The organism is Pseudomonas sp. DTU_2021_1001937_2_SI_NGA_ILE_001 (assembly GCF_032463525.1).
GTDB lineage: Bacteria > Pseudomonadota > Gammaproteobacteria > Pseudomonadales > Pseudomonadaceae > Aquipseudomonas.
The window spans coordinates 2,114,189-2,130,400 of the sequence record NZ_CP135971.1 but is presented as its reverse complement, the minus strand read 5'-3'; the positions used below and the strand labels follow the sequence as shown (position 1 = coordinate 2,130,400).

Sequence of the window (16,212 nt, the reverse complement as noted above, 5' to 3'; positions counted from 1 at the left end):
CCCCATGGCTTTGATCGCTCGAGATCGTCGCAACAAACGCCGGCCGGTCGCCGAAATGAACGTGGTGCCCTACATCGACGTGATGTTGGTGCTGCTGGTCATCTTCATGGTCACGGCTCCCATGATCAACCAGGGTGTGAAGGTCGATCTGCCCAAGGTCTCCAGTGAGGCCCTGCCGCAGGACAACAACAACCAGGTCCTGACCATTTCGATCAAGGCCGACAAGACCTATTACTGGAACCTTGGCAGCGAAGTCGATACCGACAAGCAGATGGACAAGGCGATGACCTTGCCGCAACTGACCAGTGCCGTGACCAAGATCGTCGCGGCCGGGCGTGATGCTGGCAAGCAGACCCAGGTGTTCATCCGCGGTGACAAGGCTGTCGACTATGGATCGGTCATGGTCACCATGGGCGGCCTGCAGAAAGCGGGTATCGCCAACGTCGGCCTGATTACCGAGGCACCCTGATGCAGCCAATTCGAGAGCCATCCGCCTCGGAAAGCTACTTCTGGCCCAGTGTCTGGGCAGTTGCCCTGCACATCCTGATCTTCGGCATGCTCTTTGTCAGTTTCGCCATGACACCTGAGCTGCCGGAGGCGAAGCCTGTCGTTCAGGCTACGCTGTACCAGCTCAAGTCCAAGAGCCAGGCCACTACCCAGACCAACCAGAAGATCGCTGGCGAGGCGAAGAAGAACGCTGCACGGCAGACCGAGACCGAGCAGCTGGAACAGAAGAAGATCGAGCAGCAGAAGCAGGAAGCTGTAAAGGCGGCGGAACAAAAGAAAGCCGAAGAAGCTCAAAAGGCCCAGGAACAGAAGGCTGCCGAAGAGGCCAAGAAGGCTGCCGAGCAGAAAGCTGCCGAACAGAAAGCCGAAGAGGCCCGCAAGGCGGCCGATGAAGCCAAAAAGGCGGCTGAGGCGAAAAAGGCCGAAGAGAAACAATTGGCTGATATAGCCAAGAAGAAGGCCGAAGAAGAAGCCAAGAAAAAAGCCGAGGAAGACGCCAAGAAGGCCGCTGCCGAGGAAGCCAAGAAAAAGGCAGCCGACGAGGCCAAGAAAAAGGCCGCCGAGGACGCCAAGAAAAAAGCCGCCGAAGACGCCAAGAAGAAGGCGGCTGCGGACGCTGCGGCGAAGAAGGCTCAGGAAGCGGCGCGCAAGGCCGCCGAGGACAAGAAGGCGCAGGCATTGGCCGACTTGCTTTCGGACAAGACCGAGCGACAGCAGACCCTGGCCGACGAGGTGGGGGACCAGGTTGCGGGCAGCTTCGACGACCTGATTCGCATGCGTGCTTCGGAAGGCTGGGCGCGTCCGCCATCGGCTCGCAAAGGCATGGCTGTGGTTCTGCAGATCGGCATGCTGCCGGACGGTACGGTGACTTCGGTAACCGTCGCCAAGTCCAGCGGAGACGGTCCGTTCGACAGCTCTGCAGTCGCAGCGGTCAAGAATATTGGGCGTTTGACAGAAATGCAGGGTCTGAAGCCGGCTGAGTTCGCACCCTATCGTTCATTCAAGATGACATTCACACCAGAGGATCTAGCCTTGTGATTAACCTTCTTCGAGGACTGCTTTTGGTTCTTTGCTGCGCGGCAGGACTGGCCGTAGCGGAAGAAAAGAACATTCTGGTCACCAGCGGCAGTGACCGTGCCACGCCGATCGCTGTGGTTCCATTCGGCTGGCAGGGCGGTAACGTCCTGCCGGACGACATGGCCGAGATCATCGGCAATGACCTGCGCAACTCGGGCTACTACTCGCCGATTCCACGGCAGAACATGATCAGCCAGCCTGCCCAGGCCAGCGAAGTCATCTTCCGTGACTGGAAAGCGCTGGGTGCACAGTACGTCATGGTCGGCAACATCGTGCCGTCCGGTGGTCGTCTACAGGTGTCCTACGCATTGTTCAACGTAGCCACCGAGCAGCAGGTGCTGACCGGTAACGTGTCGGGTACCACCGACCAGCTGCGTGACATGGCGCACTATATTTCCGACCAGTCGTTCGAAAAGCTCACCGGCATCAAGGGTGCGTTCTCTACCCGTATCCTTTATGTAACTGCCGAGCGTTTCTCGGAAAACAACACTCGCTACACCCTGCAGCGTTCGGACTACGACGGTGCCCGTGCGGTGACCCTGCTGCAGTCGCGTGAGCCGATCCTGTCGCCGCGCTTCGCGCCGGATGGCAAGCGCATCGCCTATGTCTCGTTCGAGCAGAAACGTCCGCGTATCTTCGTTCAGCACATCGATACCGGGCGTCGTGAGCAGATCACCAACTTCGAAGGCCTCAACGGTGCGCCGGCTTGGTCGCCCGATGGCAACAAACTGGCGTTCGTGCTCTCCAAGGACGGCAACCCGGAGATCTACGTGATCGACATGGCCAGCCGTCAGTTGACTCGCGTGACCAACGATCCGTCGATCGACACCGAGCCGTTCTTCGGCCGTGATGGTTCGACCATCTACTTCACCTCCGACCGTGGCGGCAAGCCACAGATCTACAAGACCAGCATCGGTGGTGGTGGCGCACAGCGCGTAACCTTCGTGGGTAACTATAATGCCAACCCGAAACTGTCGGCCGATGAAAAGACCCTGGTCATGATTCACCGTCAGGATGGTTTCACCAACTTCAAGGTCGCTGCGCAGGATCTGGCCCGTGGAAGTGTAAAAATTCTCACGGATAGCAACCTTGATGAGTCACCTACTGTTGCGCCCAACGGCACCATGGTAATCTACGCCACCCGCCAGCAGGGCCGGGGAGTCTTGATGCTCGTGTCCATTAACGGACGCGTGAGGCTCCCGCTTCCTACCGCTCAAGGCGAAGTCAGAGAACCGTCCTGGTCCCCTTACCTGAACTGACGCGGCGCAACACAAGTTTTTGCTTAACACACTGGGGTTCATTAGGAGTTTCAAGATGGAAATGCTGAAGTTTGGTAAGTTTGCTGCGCTGGCTCTGGCCATGGCTGTAGCAGTAGGTTGCTCCTCCAAAGGCGGCGACAACGCCGGTGCTGGTGGTGCAGTCGACCCTAACGCTGGCTACGGCGCCAACACTGGTGCTGTTGACGGCAGCCTGAGCGAAGAAGCTGCTCTGCGCGCAATCACCACCTTCTACTTCGAATACGACAGCTCGGACCTGAAGCCAGAAGCCATGCGCGCTCTGGACGTTCACGCCAAGGACCTGAAAGCCAACGGCGCTCGCGTCGTTCTGGAAGGCAACACCGACGAGCGCGGTACTCGTGAATACAACCTGGCTCTGGGCGAGCGTCGTGCGAAAGCCGTTCAGCGCTACCTGGTTCTGCAGGGCGTTTCCCCAGCTCAGCTGGAAGTCGTTTCCTACGGCGAAGAGCGTCCAGTTGCTACCGGCAACGACGAGCAGTCCTGGGCTCAGAACCGTCGCGTCGAACTGCGTAAGTAATTCGATATGACGTGCCGCCGTGCTCTAACCGTTTTGGCCCTCGCCCTGCCGCTCACTGCGTGGGGTGCGGTTCCTGTGGTCGGTGACAATACCGGCTCTGGTAGCAGTTATCCGCCATCGGGTTATGGCACGTCCGGCGCCTATGCCGGGGGAGGGGCTACGGCCCAGCCCTCGGCACAGGGTCAGCTGTTCATGCAGCTGCAGCAGATGCAGGAAGAAATCTCCCGTCTGCGTGGCATGCTCGAAGTCCAGCAGAACGATATCCAGCGCATGAAGCAGGAAGCTCTGGAGCGTTATCAGGACCTCGACCAACGTATCGTCAGTGGTGCAGCCGCTGCGAACAACAATTCCGCTCCTGCTGGCAACGCTCCAAGCGATGCCGGCAGTGCATCTTCGGCTTCGGCCAGCCAGGCTCCAGCAGCCGGCACCGAACCTGCCGATCCGGCGAAGGAAAAGCTTTATTACGAAGCAGCCTTCGACCTGGTGAAAGCCAAGGACTTCGACAAGGCCAGCCAGGCCTTCGCCGCTTTCCTGCGCAAGTATCCCAACAGCAGTTATGCGGGCAATGCCCAGTACTGGCTGGGCGAAGTGAACCTGGCCAAAGGCGACCTCCAGGGCGCCGGCCAGGCTTTCGCCAAGGTCAGTCAGCTGTATCCCAAGCACGCCAAGGTGCCTGATTCGCTATACAAGCTGGCTGACGTGGAGCGCCGCCTGGGTCATACCGACAAGGTCAAAGGCATCCTTCAGCAGGTCGTGTCGCAGTACCCGAACACCTCTGCCGCCCAGTTGGCCCAGCGCGATCTTCAGCGTCTCTGAAGCCGCGACCGTTGCCTGTTCGAGAAAGCCGCGCCTGTCGCGGCTTTTTTCGTTAGAATCGCCCACCCGAAATATCGGTCAACATTGATTTCGCTTCATTGCATCGCGCGCTTGCGGGTGCCTTGAAGTGCCTGACGGAGGCGGACGGCCTGTTTAGCTGTTACGCCCGTGGCCCCCATGCAAGACACATTACGCATCACCGAAATCTTTCACTCGCTGCAGGGTGAAACCCGAACGGCCGGCCTGCCCACGGTATTCGTGCGGCTCACTGGCTGCCCTCTCAGGTGCCAATACTGCGACAGCGCCTATGCGTTCAGTGGCGGCACGCTCATGACCCTGGATGCCATCGTCGAGAAAGTCGCCAGCTGGCGGCCTCGTTATGTGTGCGTCACCGGTGGCGAGCCGCTGGCCCAGCCCAACGCGATTCCCTTGCTGCAGCGCCTGTGTGACGCCGGCTATGAGGTTTCGCTGGAAACCAGTGGGGCGCTGGACATCTCGGCGGTCGACACCCGGGTCAGTCGGGTCGTGGACCTCAAGACCCCAGGTTCCAAGGAAGTGGCGCGCAACCGCTACGAGAACATTGAGCTGCTGACCCGCAACGATCAGGTGAAGTTCGTGATCTGCTCCCGTGATGACTACGACTGGGCCGTGTCCAAGCTGATCCAGTACCAGCTGGACCAGCGCGCCGGTGAAGTGCTGTTCTCGGCGAGTCATCATGAATTGAAAGGTAGCGACCTGGCCGACTGGATCGTGGCAGACAACCTGCCGGTGCGGTTCCAGATGCAATTGCACAAGCTGCTCTGGAACGACGAGCCAGGGCGCTGAGAGGAGAGAAACCATGAGTGACAAGAAAGCCGTCATCCTGCTGTCCGGTGGCCTGGATTCCGCCACGGTGGTGGCCATGGCCCAGGCCGAAGGCTACACCTGCTACACCATGAGCTTCGACTACGGTCAGCGTCACCGCGCCGAACTCAACGCGGCCGCACAGGTGGCACGCAACCTGGGTGCCGCCGACCACAAGGTCATCGGCTTGAACCTCGACGGCATGGGCGGCTCGGCCCTCACCGATAGCACCATCGATGTGCCCGAGGCGCCGACCGAAGGCATTCCGGTGACCTACGTACCGGCGCGCAACACCGTGTTCCTGTCCCTGGCCCTGGGTTGGGCCGAAGTCCTGCAAGCCCAGGACATCTTCATCGGCGTCAACGCTGTGGACTACTCCGGTTACCCGGACTGCCGCCCCGAGTTCGTCGAGGCCTTCGAGCGCCTGGCCAATCTGGCCACCAAAGCCGGTGTAGAAGGGCAGGGCTTCAAGATCCGCGCGCCGCTGCAGAACCTGAGCAAGGCCGACATCATCAAGGCGGGCGTGCGTCTGGGCGTGGATTATTCGCTGACGGTGTCGTGCTACCAGGCCGACGATGAAGGCCGTGCCTGCGGCAAATGCGACAGCTGCCGCCTGCGTGCGGAAGGCTTTGCAGCGGCCGGTGTCGCCGACCCGACGCGATATTTTTAATTTTTTTTCAGGAAGGTGTTGAATTACTGAGAAAAATCAGTAATATACGCGCCATCCAACGGGTCGTTAGCTCAGTTGGTAGAGCAGTTGGCTTTTAACCAATTGGTCGTAGGTTCGAATCCTACACGACCCACCATATTCAAGGCGGTACACAGTGATAAGCGTTCCTTAAAGGAAGCGAAATCACCTCACCGTCTGGAGCGAACTTAAGGTTCAGCTCCCAGTGATGCAAATATGAAAGAACCCACCTTGAACGGTGGGTTTTTTCGTTGGGACGCGAAAATTTTTCACGGGCCGGTGATCGCCGGGGTGGTGGGGCGGCGTTTTCACTTCCGCCAGGTGAGCAAACTCCTGGCGCTGAACAGTGCTGAGCACAGGCTCGCTGCAGAGGGACTGTTGTTAAGTCACGAAACTGTGCGCATCTGCTCCGGATGCACCTTGAGATGCTTCCCGTCTAGGTTTTGTACGAAAAGTGCCTGCGCTCGGCCATGCTGCGTTAAAAACAGGCTGGATCGCCAGCCCGGTGGTGCGCCACCCGGTGGATCGCCACCCGGTCGGAATGCTCATTTACTCCAGTAAAGTCGCCCGCGACTCCGACCGTTCCTCGCCTGTTTTGACTCGCTGGCGCTCGCCCTTCGGATCAGCCTACGGCTGTTACTCGCTTCGCTCGTTGCGCCTTGCTTGACCTTCGCTCGCCGGCTTTTCGTACAAAACCTGGTCAGCGCCCGGAAAAACAGATGAATTTTATGAAGTGGGTACCACTCAATGCCTGAATACAGAATCAAGTTTTACTGCGTGCTGAGTGTTTTGTTCTTTGGCGGTGTCACGCTACTGATAGCGCCCGAAGTTTACACAGCCTTCGTCAGTGGTGAGTTGCACACTCTGGTTGGTCCGCGTGGTGACAGGCAGCCGATGGTGTTTTTGTTCAAGGATGAGCCGTTCAGCTTCGTGTTTTATTTGCTTAAGGATTCTGTGTTGTTTTCGTTCATGGCCGGGGCAGCTCTCGTCGCTTTGTGGCGTTTGATAAGGGGCCCAAAAGCGTTCAAGTTTGGCAGTCGCTGATGCCTATCAAGCGACAGTATGCTGATCAGTTTGCGATCACACGGCTAGCAACCACCTTGCAGGCTGTTGAATGGGTGGCCATTGGAGCTGTTCTGGCTGTCGCAACGACGATCACGCCACTCCCTGATGATCAACAGGTGAATTAGCAGGCAACTGACAGTTTCCATGAGCTGGAGGCGCAGACTGATTTCGTGCCGCGCACTGTAACCTCCCTGAAAATGAACTGTGTCCAACCTGAACGGTCTGCAACATTGGCGCATTCTTTCCATAGGAGGTTTCTGGTGTCCTGGAAGTCAAACCTGGTAATTCTTGCCTTATCTGCCGTTGCCTTTTCGGCGCATGCCCAATCCGATAGTGAAGTGGTCGAGGACATGGTTACGCGCTCGGCCAATGTCTGCTCAGGACACAGTGCCGAACGCACCACGCCGACGGTGAAGAAGGTACCGGTCGGCGCGCTGAGGGTCATGCTCGACCGAGGCCTGGTCATGTGCCCGGACCGCCGTCTCGATGCCGATGCACCGGCGGTGTTCTTCGGTAGAGTGGGTGTTTTCGAATGGAACCCCGAGGTGCCTGAAAGCTCGGCTGTGATCGTCAAGCAAATCGACGCCATGACCCGCAAGGACGAGTACCCCTCGGACACGTTGGTGTGGGATGTCTCGGGCAGGCCACTTGAGCAGCGTACGGTGCCTGCTTTCGAGGCCAGGCCAGGCGCCGCTGTGCTGTACAAGATGCGTTAGCCTTTCAAGGCGGCGTATGACGAAACATCGAATTGAAAACAGCCTCACCCGCACAGGTGGGGCTCGTTCATTTTTGGCTGCTACACTGGCCTGCCCATGAGTGAACACAGCAGACATCCCAGCCTGAACCGACTGGCATGTCGCCGAGCAACGGCGTAGCCCATGACCCGGACATCCCGCGTAGCCGACCCGTCCTACGAACTGATGGACGACCACGAAGGCCATTCGCTGATCTACCGTCAGCATGGCTTCCCATCGCCCCTCGTACGCTGGCACTTTCACAAGGAATATGAGCTGCACCTGATCGTCGCCAGCTCCGGCAAGGTATTCATCGGCGACTACATCGGTAATTTTTCTCCCTATACCCTGTTTCTCACCGGCCCTGGCCTGCCGCACAACTGGATCAGCCAGGTGGAGGAGGGCGAGGTGGTGGAAACCCGCGACATGCTGGTCAACTTCACCGATGAGGTGCTGGAAAGCGGCAGTGCCGTGTTCGCCGAACTCGGTGGCCTGCAGCCCTTGCTGGCTCGCGCGCAGTTCGGTATCGAGTTTCGTGACCCGCAGATGATTCGCGAAGCCGGCGTGTTGATGAGCAAGATCGCCAGCAGCCGGGGCATCACTCGCCTGGGACATTTCTTCATCCTCATGGAGCTGCTCGCGGGCAGCGAGGACTACCAGTTGCTGTCGGGCGTGACCTCTTCGCAACTGGGTGACGAGCAACATGTCGAGCGTATCAACCGGGCAGTGGACTACATCTTCCAGTACTACGCGCAGGGCATCAGCCAGGAAGAAGTTGCCGCGCACCTGGGCATGACCACCACCTATTTCTCGCGCTTCTTCAAGCAGGCCACCGGGCGTGGTTTCGTCGAGTTCGTCAACCGTCTGCGGGTCAGCAAGTCCTGCGAGCTGCTGAGCAAGAGCGACAAGCCGGTGACCGACGTCTGCTTCGAGTCTGGCTTCAGCAATATCTCCAACTTCAACCGCCGCTTCCAGCAACTCAAGGGTATGACGCCGTCGGGCTATCGCAAGCTCGCGGTGCAGCGCCTCACCGAGCGAAACCTGTACTGAGCCGGCAGCATTATCCACGCCGATATCCTCGAAAAGCCCCGTGCCAGAAAGGTCTTTGCGCAGCCATGTGGGTTTCTGTTCGTCCGTCGAGTGCAAAAAAGTATCGATCGTTGTGCGCTCAAGGATTTGTCCGCGCGAGCCAGCAGGGGGTGTAATCGAGTCCGAGCGAAACAAAAACAATAACGTTCTTCCGTAGCCGCACGAGCGCGGAAGAGGAGTTCACAAGCATGAACCACTCGATCAAAGCATTCGCAGCAGCCTCTTGCCTCTCCCTCAGCGTGGTCGCCCAGGGCGCCGAAACCCTGACCATCGCCACGGTCAACAACAGCGACATGATCCGCATGCAGCGGCTCGCCAAGACCTTCGAAGAGCAGCACCCCGATATCCGCCTGAAGTGGGTGGTACTTGAAGAGAACGTGCTGCGCCAGCGTCTGACCACAGATATCGCCACCCAGGGCGGCCAGTTCGACGTGCTGACCATCGGCATGTACGAAGCGGCGCTGTGGGGCGAAAAAGGCTGGTTGGAGCCGATGAAGGACCTGCCAGCCGACTACGACCTCGACGATGTCTTCCCGTCGGTGCGCCAGGGCCTGTCCGCCAAGGGCACGCTGTATGCGCTGCCGTTCTATGCCGAAGCCTCGATCACCTATTACCGCAAGGACCTTTTCCAGCAGGCCGGCCTGAGCATGCCTGAGCACCCGACCTGGGATCAGATAGGCCAGTTCGCCGGCAAGCTGCATCAGCCGGACAAGGGCGTGTACGGCCTGTGCCTGCGCGGCAAGGCCGGCTGGGGCGAGAACATGGCGCTGATCACCACCCTGGCCAATGCCTATGGTGCGCGCTGGTTCAACGAGCAGTGGCAGCCCGAATTCACCGGCAGCGAGTGGAAGAGCGCGCTCAACTTCTACGTCGACAATATGAAGAAGTACGGCCCGCCGGGTGCCTCCAGCAACGGCTTCAACGAAAACCTGGCGCTGTTCAACAGCGGCAAGTGCGCGCAGTGGGTCGATGCCAGCGTCGCCGGCTCGTTCGTGACCGACACCTCGCAAAGCAAGGTCGCCGACTCGGTCGGCTTCACCTTTGCCCCGACCCAGGTCACCGACAAGGGCGCTTCCTGGCTGTACTCCTGGGCGCTGGCGATTCCCACCAGTTCCAAGTCCAAGGACGCTGCCAGGACCTTCAGCGCCTGGGCCACCTCCAAGGCCTATGCGCAGCTGGTCGCCGAGAAGGATGGCGTGGCCAACGTGCCGCCAGGTACCCGCGCCTCGACCTACAGCGATGCCTACATGCAGGCCGCGCCATTCGCCAAGGTCACCCTGGAATCGCTGAAGAAGGCCGACCCGGCCAACCCGAGTGCCAAGCCGGTGCCCTATGTGGGCATTCAACTGGTGACCATCCCCGAGTTCCAGGCCATCGGCACCAGCGTCGGCAAGCTGTTCGCCGCTGCGCTGACCGGGCAGATGCAGCCTGAGCAGGCACTGATGGCCGCCCAGCAGAGCACCGAGCGAGAAATGAAGCGCGCCGGGTATCCGAAGTAGCCGTCGCGCAGACCCTGCCTCAGCCCACCGGGGCTCTGCGTGAGCCGGCGGTAGGCGGGGCATGGCGCCTGGGCCATGCCTGGGCGATCCGCTTTCTGCTCACGTCACCACCCATTACGCCCTCGGAGGCATGATGAACTCTACGGCTATCAACACACCTGCTGCACAGGCCGGCACGCCCGGCGGGCGCAAGCCCCGGCGCCTGGCGCCCGGCTGGTTTCTGGTCAGCCCTTCGGTCGCCCTGCTGTTGATCTGGATGATCGTGCCGCTGGGCATGACCCTGTACTTCTCGCTGATCCGCTACAACCTGCTGTATCCCGGCGAGAACGACTTCGTCGGCCTGGAGAACTTCCACTACTTCGTCACCGACGCCGCGTTCCTCTCCGGGGCTGGCAATACGCTGTTGCTGGTCGGCAGCGTGCTGCTGATCAGCGTGGTGTTCGGCGTGCTGATTTCCGCGCTGCTGGAAGCCTGCGAGTTCTTCGGGCGCGGCATCGTGCGGGTACTGCTGATCTCGCCGTTCTTCATCATGCCCACGGTCAGCGCGCTGCTGTGGAAGAACCTGATCTTCCATCCGGTCTCGGGAATCCTCGCCGCCGTCTGGCAGTTCTTCGGTGCCCAGCCAGTGGACTGGCTGGCGCAGCATCCGTTGTTGTCGATCATCCTGATCGTGTCCTGGCAGTGGCTGCCGTTCGCCATCCTGATCCTGATGACCGCCATGCAGTCGCTGGACCAGGAGCAGAAGGAAGCTGCGCGTCTCGACGGTGCCGGTCCCATCGCCATTTTCTGGCACCTGACCCTGCCGCACCTGGCGCGGCCGATCGCCGTGGTGGTGATGATCGAGACCATCTTCCTGCTCTCGGTGTTCGCCGAGATCTACACCACCACCAGCGGCGGCCCGGGTTACGAGTCGACCAACCTGGCCTACCTGATCTACAACCAGGCCCTGCTGCAGTTCGACGTCGGCATGGCCTCGGCGGGCGGGTTGATCGCGGTGGTCATCGCCAACATCGCCGCCATCGTGCTGATCCGCATGATCGGCAAGAACCTGACCGACCAACAGTGAGGGCAATCGGATGCTGACGCTGAAACAATCCCGTCGCCTGCAGAGCCTGATCATCGGCGTCCTGGCCTGGGCCATCGCCGTGGTGATCTTCTTCCCGATCTTCTGGATGGTGCTGACCAGCCTGAAGACCGAGATCGATGCCTTCGCCACGCCGCCGCAGTTCATCTTCACCCCGACGCTGGAGAACTACCTGCACATCAACGAGCGCAGCGACTACTTCGCCTTCGCCTGGAACTCGGTGCTGATCTCGGTCTCCGCGACCCTGCTGTGCATGCTCCTGGCCGTTCCGGCGGCCTATTCCATGGCGTTCTTCGAAACGCGGCACACCAAGCGCACGCTGTTGTGGATGCTGTCGACCAAGATGCTGCCGCCGGTGGGCGTGCTGGTGCCGATCTACCTGCTGGCCAAGCAGTTCGGCCTGCTCGACTCGCGCCTGGCGCTGATCGTCATCTACACCCTGATCAACCTGCCGATCGTCGTGTGGATGATTTACACCTACTTCAAGGACATCCCCGTGGACATCCTCGAAGCGGCGCGCCTGGATGGCGCCACCACCTGGCAGGAGATCGTCCGCGTGCTGCTGCCGATCGCCCGCGGCGGCCTGGCCTCGACCATGTTGCTGTCGCTGATCCTGTGCTGGAACGAGGCCTTCTGGTCGCTCAACCTGACCAGCTCCGCCGCGGCGCCACTGACTGCCCTGGTGGCGTCCTACTCCAGCCCGGAGGGGCTGTTCTGGGCCAAGCTTTCCGCCGTCTCGACACTGGCCTGCGCGCCCATTCTGATCTTCGGCTGGATCAGCCAAAAACAACTGGTACGCGGCCTGTCCTTCGGCGCGGTGAAATAACAGGAGACCTTCCACATGGCTAATCTGAAGATTCGCAACCTGCAAAAAGGCTTCGATGGCACGGCGATCATCAAGGGCGTCGACCTGGATATCCGCGACCGTGAGTTCGTGGTCTTCGTCGGCCCGTCGGGCTGTGGCAAGTCGACCCTGCTGCGCCTGATCGCCGGGCTGGAGGAGGTCAGCAGCGGGCGTATCGAACTCGACGGTCAGGACATCACCGACATGGCCCCGGCGCGCCGCGACCTGGCCATGGTGTTCCAGACCTACGCGCTGTATCCGCACATGACCGTGCGCAAGAACCTCTCCTTCGCCCTCGACCTGGCCAGGGTGGGCAAGCAGGAGGTCGAAGCCAAGGTCGCCAACGCCGCGCGCATCCTGCAGCTGGAGGCGCTGCTGGAGCGCAAACCCAAGCAGCTCTCTGGCGGCCAGCGCCAGCGCGTGGCCATCGGCCGCGCCATCGTGCGCAACCCGAAGATCTTCCTGTTCGACGAGCCGCTGTCCAACCTCGACGCCGCCCTGCGCGTGCAGACCCGCCTGGAGCTGGCGCGGCTGCACAAGGAGCTGCAGGCCACCATGATCTACGTGACCCACGACCAGGTCGAAGCCATGACCCTGGCTGACAAGGTGGTGGTGCTCAATGGCGGGCGGGTCGAGCAGGTCGGTTCGCCGCTGGAGCTGTATCACCATCCGGCCAACCTGTTCGTCGCCGGGTTTCTCGGCACGCCGAAGATGGGCATGCTGCGCGGCACCCTGAGCGGTGTCGAGGCCGAGCGCTGCCAGGTGCAGCTGGACTGCGGCCCGCGCCTGGAGCTGCCGCTGTGCGCTGCGGGCCTCAGCGTTGGCAGCAGCGTGACCCTGGGCATACGCCCGGAACACCTCAACGTGGTCAGCGCCGGTAGCGGACGCATGCAGGTCATTGCCGATGTCAGCGAGCGCCTGGGCAGCGACACCTTCTGCCATGTGCGCTGCACCTCGGACGAGATGCTCACGGTGCGCGTGCGCGGTGACTTCGCCCCGCGTTATGGGGACGACCTGACGCTGGATTTCGACTTGGCGCACTGCCACCTCTTCGACGCCGACGGCCAAGCCGTCGCCAAACCATTGCAGCAGGCCGCCTGACGCCGCTTTACCAAGGGATTTTCCAGATGAAACTCAATCGCCAGCAGCTTTCCGGGCTGGGCGGCGCTGTCGCGCTGCCCAGCTATACCGCCGACATGATCCGCACCGGCATCGCCCATATCGGCGTTGGCGGCTTTCACCGCGCCCACCAGGCGGTCTACACCGATGCCCTGATGAACCAGGGCCTGGCGCTCGACTGGGGCATCTGCGGGGTCGGCGTGCGCGCCGCAGACCGCGCCATGCGCGATGCCCTGGCCAGCCAGGACTACCTCTACACCCTGGTCGAACTGGGCGACCAGCCGAACCTGCCGGTGCGGGTGATCGGCGCGATCAACGACATGCTGCTGGCCGAAGAGTCGCCCCAGGCATTGGTCGAAAAACTGGCCGATCCGGCGATTCGCATCGTCTCGCTGACCATCACCGAAGGCGGCTACTGCATCGACGACAGCACCGGCGAGTTTCTCGCCGAGCTGCCTGCCATCCAGCACGACCTGCGCCACCCCGAAGCGCCGCAAAGCGTGTTCGGTATTCTCTGCGCCGCCCTGGCCAAGCGTCGCGCGGCCGGTATTCGTGCCTTCACGCTGATGTCCTGCGATAACCTGCCGCACAACGGCGCTGTCACACGCAAGGCGCTGCTGGCTTTCGCGCATCTGGCCGACCATGAACTGGCCACCTGGATCGACCACCATGTCAGCTTCCCCAACGCCATGGTCGACCGCATCACACCGATGACCAGCGCGGCGCACCGCCAGCAACTGGCCGAGCAGCACGGCATCGACGATGCCTGGCCGGTGGTCTGCGAGCCCTTCGTGCAATGGGTGCTGGAAGACAAATTCGTCAACGGCCGCCCGGCCTGGGAAAAGGTCGGCGTGCAGTTCACCGACGACGTCACCCCCTACGAGGAAATGAAGATCAAGCTGCTCAACGGCAGCCATCTGGCACTCACCTACCTGGGCTTTCTCAAGGGTTACCGCTTCGTTCACGAAACCATGAACGACCCGCTGATGCGCGAGTACGTGCGCACCTTCATGGACCTCGACGTGACCCCGCAACTGGCCCCGGTGCCGGGCATCGACTTGAACACCTACAAGGACACGCTGATCGAGCGCTTTTCCAACCAGGCCATCGCCGACCAGCTGGAGCGCGTGTGCTCGGATGGTTCGTCGAAGTTTCCCAAGTTCATCGTGCCGACCCTCAACCGCCTGATCGCCGACGGCCAGCCGCTGGAGCGGGGCGCCCTGGTGGTCGCCGCCTGGGCGATGTACCTGAAGGGCGTGGATGAGAACGGGGTGGACTATCGTATTCCCGACCCACGCGCCGAGTTCTGTCAGGCGTTGGTAGCCGATGACGCTCAGGTGCGCGAGCGGGTACTGGGCGTCGAGGCCATCTTCGGCACGGCCATTGCGCAGTCAACCGAGTTCGCGGCGGCCTTCGAGCGCTGCTACGAGAATCTGCGTACGCTCGGGGTGACCCGCACCCTGCAGATCGTGCTGGGTAACTGAGCATGTACCTCGGTATCGACTGCGGCACCCAGGGCACCAAGGCGCTGGTGCTGGATGCCAACAGCGGCCAGGTGCTCGGCGCCGGCAGCGCCAGCCATACGCTGCACAGCGGCGCCAATGGCCGACGCGAGCAGCAACCGCAGCAGTGGCTGGACGCTTTCGAACAGGCCACCCGCGAAGCACTGGCCACCGCCGGTATCAGCGGTGAGCAGATTCTGGGTATTGGCGTTTCGGGTCAGCAGCACGGCCTGGTGCTGCTCGATGAGCAAGGCACGGTGCTGCGCCCGGCCAAGCTCTGGTGCGACACCGAGTCGACCCCGCAGAACCGGCTTCTACTCGATCATCTCGGCGGCGAGGCGGGGTCGCTGCAGCGCCTGGGCGTGGCCATCGCACCGGGCTATACGGTGTCCAAGCTGCTGTGGACGCGTGAGCACCACCCGGACCTGTTCGCCCGCATCGCGCATATCCTGCTGCCGCATGACTACCTCAACTACTGGCTCACCGGGCGTGCCTGCAGCGAGTACGGCGACGCCTCCGGCACGGGCTATTTCGATGTCCGCACGCGCAACTGGGACCGCGCGCTGCTCGACTTCATCGACCCCAGCGGGCGGCTGCAGCGCGCGTTGCCGCCGTTGCTCGAGGCGCACCAGCCGGTGGGCCGCATTCGCCCGCAGATCGCCCGCCAACTGGGGCTCAACCCCGAGGCCGTGGTCGCCAGTGGCGGCGGCGACAACATGATGGGCGCCATCGGCACCGGCAACATCCGCCCAGGGGCGATCACCATGAGCCTGGGTACCTCCGGCACCCTCTACGCCTATAGCGATAAGCCGATGGTCAGCCCGCATGCGCAGGTGGCGACCTTCTGCTCGTCATCCGGTGGTTGGCTGCCGCTGATCTGCACGATGAACCTCACCAGCGCTACGGGGTTGGTCCAGCAACTGCTGGAGGTGGATCTGCAGCGCTTCGGCGATCTGGTCGAGCAAGCGCCGATCGGCGCCGAGGGCTTGCTGATGCTGCCGTTCTTCAATGGCGAACGGGTGCCGGCACTGCCCGACGCGCGTGCCAGCCTGAGGGGCATGGACGGCGGCAACCTGACCCGCGCCAACCTGTGCCGGGCAGTGGTCGAGGGCACCAGCTTCGGCCTGCGCTATGGCCTCGATCTGTTGCGCGCCAGCGGCTTGCAGAGCCAGACCATCCAGTTGATCGGCGGCGCGGCGAAGAGTCCGGTGTGGCGCCAGGTGATTGCCGACATCATGGGCACCCCCTTGGTTTGCCCGCAGCACACCGAAGCCGCCGCGCTGGGCGCTGCCATCCAGGCCGCCTGGTGCGTGATGCCCGGTGCGGATCGCCAGGCGCAGCTTGCCGCGCTGTGCGAGCGTTGCGTGCAGCTCGATGCCAGTACGCACACCCAGCCAGACCCGGCGCGCACGGCGCAGTACGAGCGCGTCTATCAGCGCTACCGTGAGCAGGTCAGCCTGCTGGCCGAGAACCCATTGGCGTGAGAACGCCTTGAAGAGCACCTTTGAAAACGCCGGTCGTTGGCGCAGG

At 61.7% G+C, this 16,212-nt stretch carries 16 protein-coding genes and 1 tRNA gene; all 17 read left to right on the top strand.

What is annotated here, in order from left to right; translation table 11 throughout:
• Positions 1 to 4 precede the first annotated feature (4 nt).
• The 17 genes from tolR (at position 5) to xylB (ending at position 16,166) form a co-directional block, all read left to right on the top strand.
• Positions 5 to 469 (top strand): protein TolR, encoded by a 465-nt coding sequence (tolR, locus tag RRX38_RS09000; RefSeq protein ID WP_410524880.1) that lies wholly within the window; start codon positions 5 to 7, stop codon positions 467 to 469.
• Positions 469 to 1,545: a cell envelope integrity protein TolA gene (gene tolA / locus RRX38_RS08995; RefSeq protein WP_295476998.1), complete on the top strand. Its 1,077-nt coding sequence runs from the start codon at positions 469 to 471 to the stop codon at positions 1,543 to 1,545. Before tolR ends, tolA begins: the two co-directional genes overlap by 1 nt.
• Complete coding sequence (gene tolB, locus RRX38_RS08990) at positions 1,542 to 2,843, top strand: Tol-Pal system beta propeller repeat protein TolB (RefSeq protein WP_410524879.1); 1,302 nt, start codon at positions 1,542 to 1,544, stop codon at positions 2,841 to 2,843. The genes tolA and tolB overlap by 4 nt, the downstream gene beginning before the upstream one ends.
• Positions 2,844 to 2,898: 55 nt before the next feature.
• Positions 2,899 to 3,399 carry a peptidoglycan-associated lipoprotein Pal gene (pal, locus tag RRX38_RS08985; RefSeq protein WP_295476997.1) on the top strand — a complete coding sequence of 167 codons (501 nt, stop codon included), beginning with the start codon at positions 2,899 to 2,901 and terminating at the stop codon, positions 3,397 to 3,399.
• Positions 3,400 to 3,405: 6 nt separating this feature from the next.
• Positions 3,406 to 4,215, top strand: a complete 810-nt coding sequence (ybgF, locus tag RRX38_RS08980) for a tol-pal system protein YbgF (protein WP_315962286.1) — start codon at positions 3,406 to 3,408, stop codon at positions 4,213 to 4,215.
• 177 nt (positions 4,216 to 4,392) lie between these two features.
• Positions 4,393 to 5,040: a 7-carboxy-7-deazaguanine synthase QueE gene (gene queE / locus RRX38_RS08975; RefSeq protein WP_315962285.1), complete on the top strand. Its 648-nt coding sequence runs from the start codon at positions 4,393 to 4,395 to the stop codon at positions 5,038 to 5,040.
• Between the two features lie 13 nt (positions 5,041 to 5,053).
• Entirely contained in the window at positions 5,054 to 5,728 is a 675-nt protein-coding gene (gene queC, locus RRX38_RS08970; RefSeq protein ID WP_315962284.1) for a 7-cyano-7-deazaguanine synthase QueC, read from the top strand.
• 60 nt (positions 5,729 to 5,788) lie between these two features.
• Positions 5,789 to 5,864: transfer RNA gene (locus tag RRX38_RS08965), tRNA-Lys, on the top strand.
• 629 nt (positions 5,865 to 6,493) lie between these two features.
• Positions 6,494 to 6,790 (top strand): hypothetical protein, encoded by a 297-nt coding sequence (locus tag RRX38_RS08960; protein ID WP_315962283.1) that lies wholly within the window; start codon positions 6,494 to 6,496, stop codon positions 6,788 to 6,790.
• A 371-nt stretch (positions 6,791 to 7,161) separates the two neighbouring features.
• Positions 7,162 to 7,527, top strand: coding sequence for a hypothetical protein (locus RRX38_RS08955; RefSeq protein ID WP_315962282.1), 366 nt, complete (start codon positions 7,162 to 7,164; stop codon positions 7,525 to 7,527).
• 162 nt (positions 7,528 to 7,689) lie between these two features.
• Positions 7,690 to 8,595: an AraC family transcriptional regulator gene (locus RRX38_RS08950; protein WP_295478217.1), complete on the top strand. Its 906-nt coding sequence runs from the start codon at positions 7,690 to 7,692 to the stop codon at positions 8,593 to 8,595.
• Between the two features lie 227 nt (positions 8,596 to 8,822).
• Positions 8,823 to 10,133 (top strand): sugar ABC transporter substrate-binding protein, encoded by a 1,311-nt coding sequence (locus RRX38_RS08945; protein WP_315962281.1) that lies wholly within the window; start codon positions 8,823 to 8,825, stop codon positions 10,131 to 10,133.
• Between the two features lie 133 nt (positions 10,134 to 10,266).
• Positions 10,267 to 11,199 (top strand): sugar ABC transporter permease, encoded by a 933-nt coding sequence (locus RRX38_RS08940; RefSeq protein WP_315962280.1) that lies wholly within the window; start codon positions 10,267 to 10,269, stop codon positions 11,197 to 11,199.
• 10 nt (positions 11,200 to 11,209) lie between these two features.
• The gene (locus tag RRX38_RS08935; protein ID WP_295478226.1) at positions 11,210 to 12,043 is read left to right on the top strand and encodes a carbohydrate ABC transporter permease; all 834 of its coding nucleotides are present in this window, start codon (positions 11,210 to 11,212) and stop codon (positions 12,041 to 12,043) included.
• A 15-nt stretch (positions 12,044 to 12,058) separates the two neighbouring features.
• Entirely contained in the window at positions 12,059 to 13,162 is a 1,104-nt protein-coding gene (locus RRX38_RS08930; protein ID WP_315962279.1) for a sn-glycerol-3-phosphate ABC transporter ATP-binding protein UgpC, read from the top strand.
• Positions 13,163 to 13,188: 26 nt separating this feature from the next.
• Positions 13,189 to 14,664 carry a mannitol dehydrogenase family protein gene (locus RRX38_RS08925; protein ID WP_315962278.1) on the top strand — a complete coding sequence of 492 codons (1,476 nt, stop codon included), beginning with the start codon at positions 13,189 to 13,191 and terminating at the stop codon, positions 14,662 to 14,664.
• Positions 14,665 to 14,666: 2 nt separating this feature from the next.
• A complete protein-coding gene (xylB, locus tag RRX38_RS08920) occupies positions 14,667 to 16,166 on the top strand; it encodes a xylulokinase (RefSeq protein WP_315962277.1) in 1,500 nt (499 codons plus the stop codon).
• Positions 16,167 to 16,212: the final 46 nt, after the last annotated feature.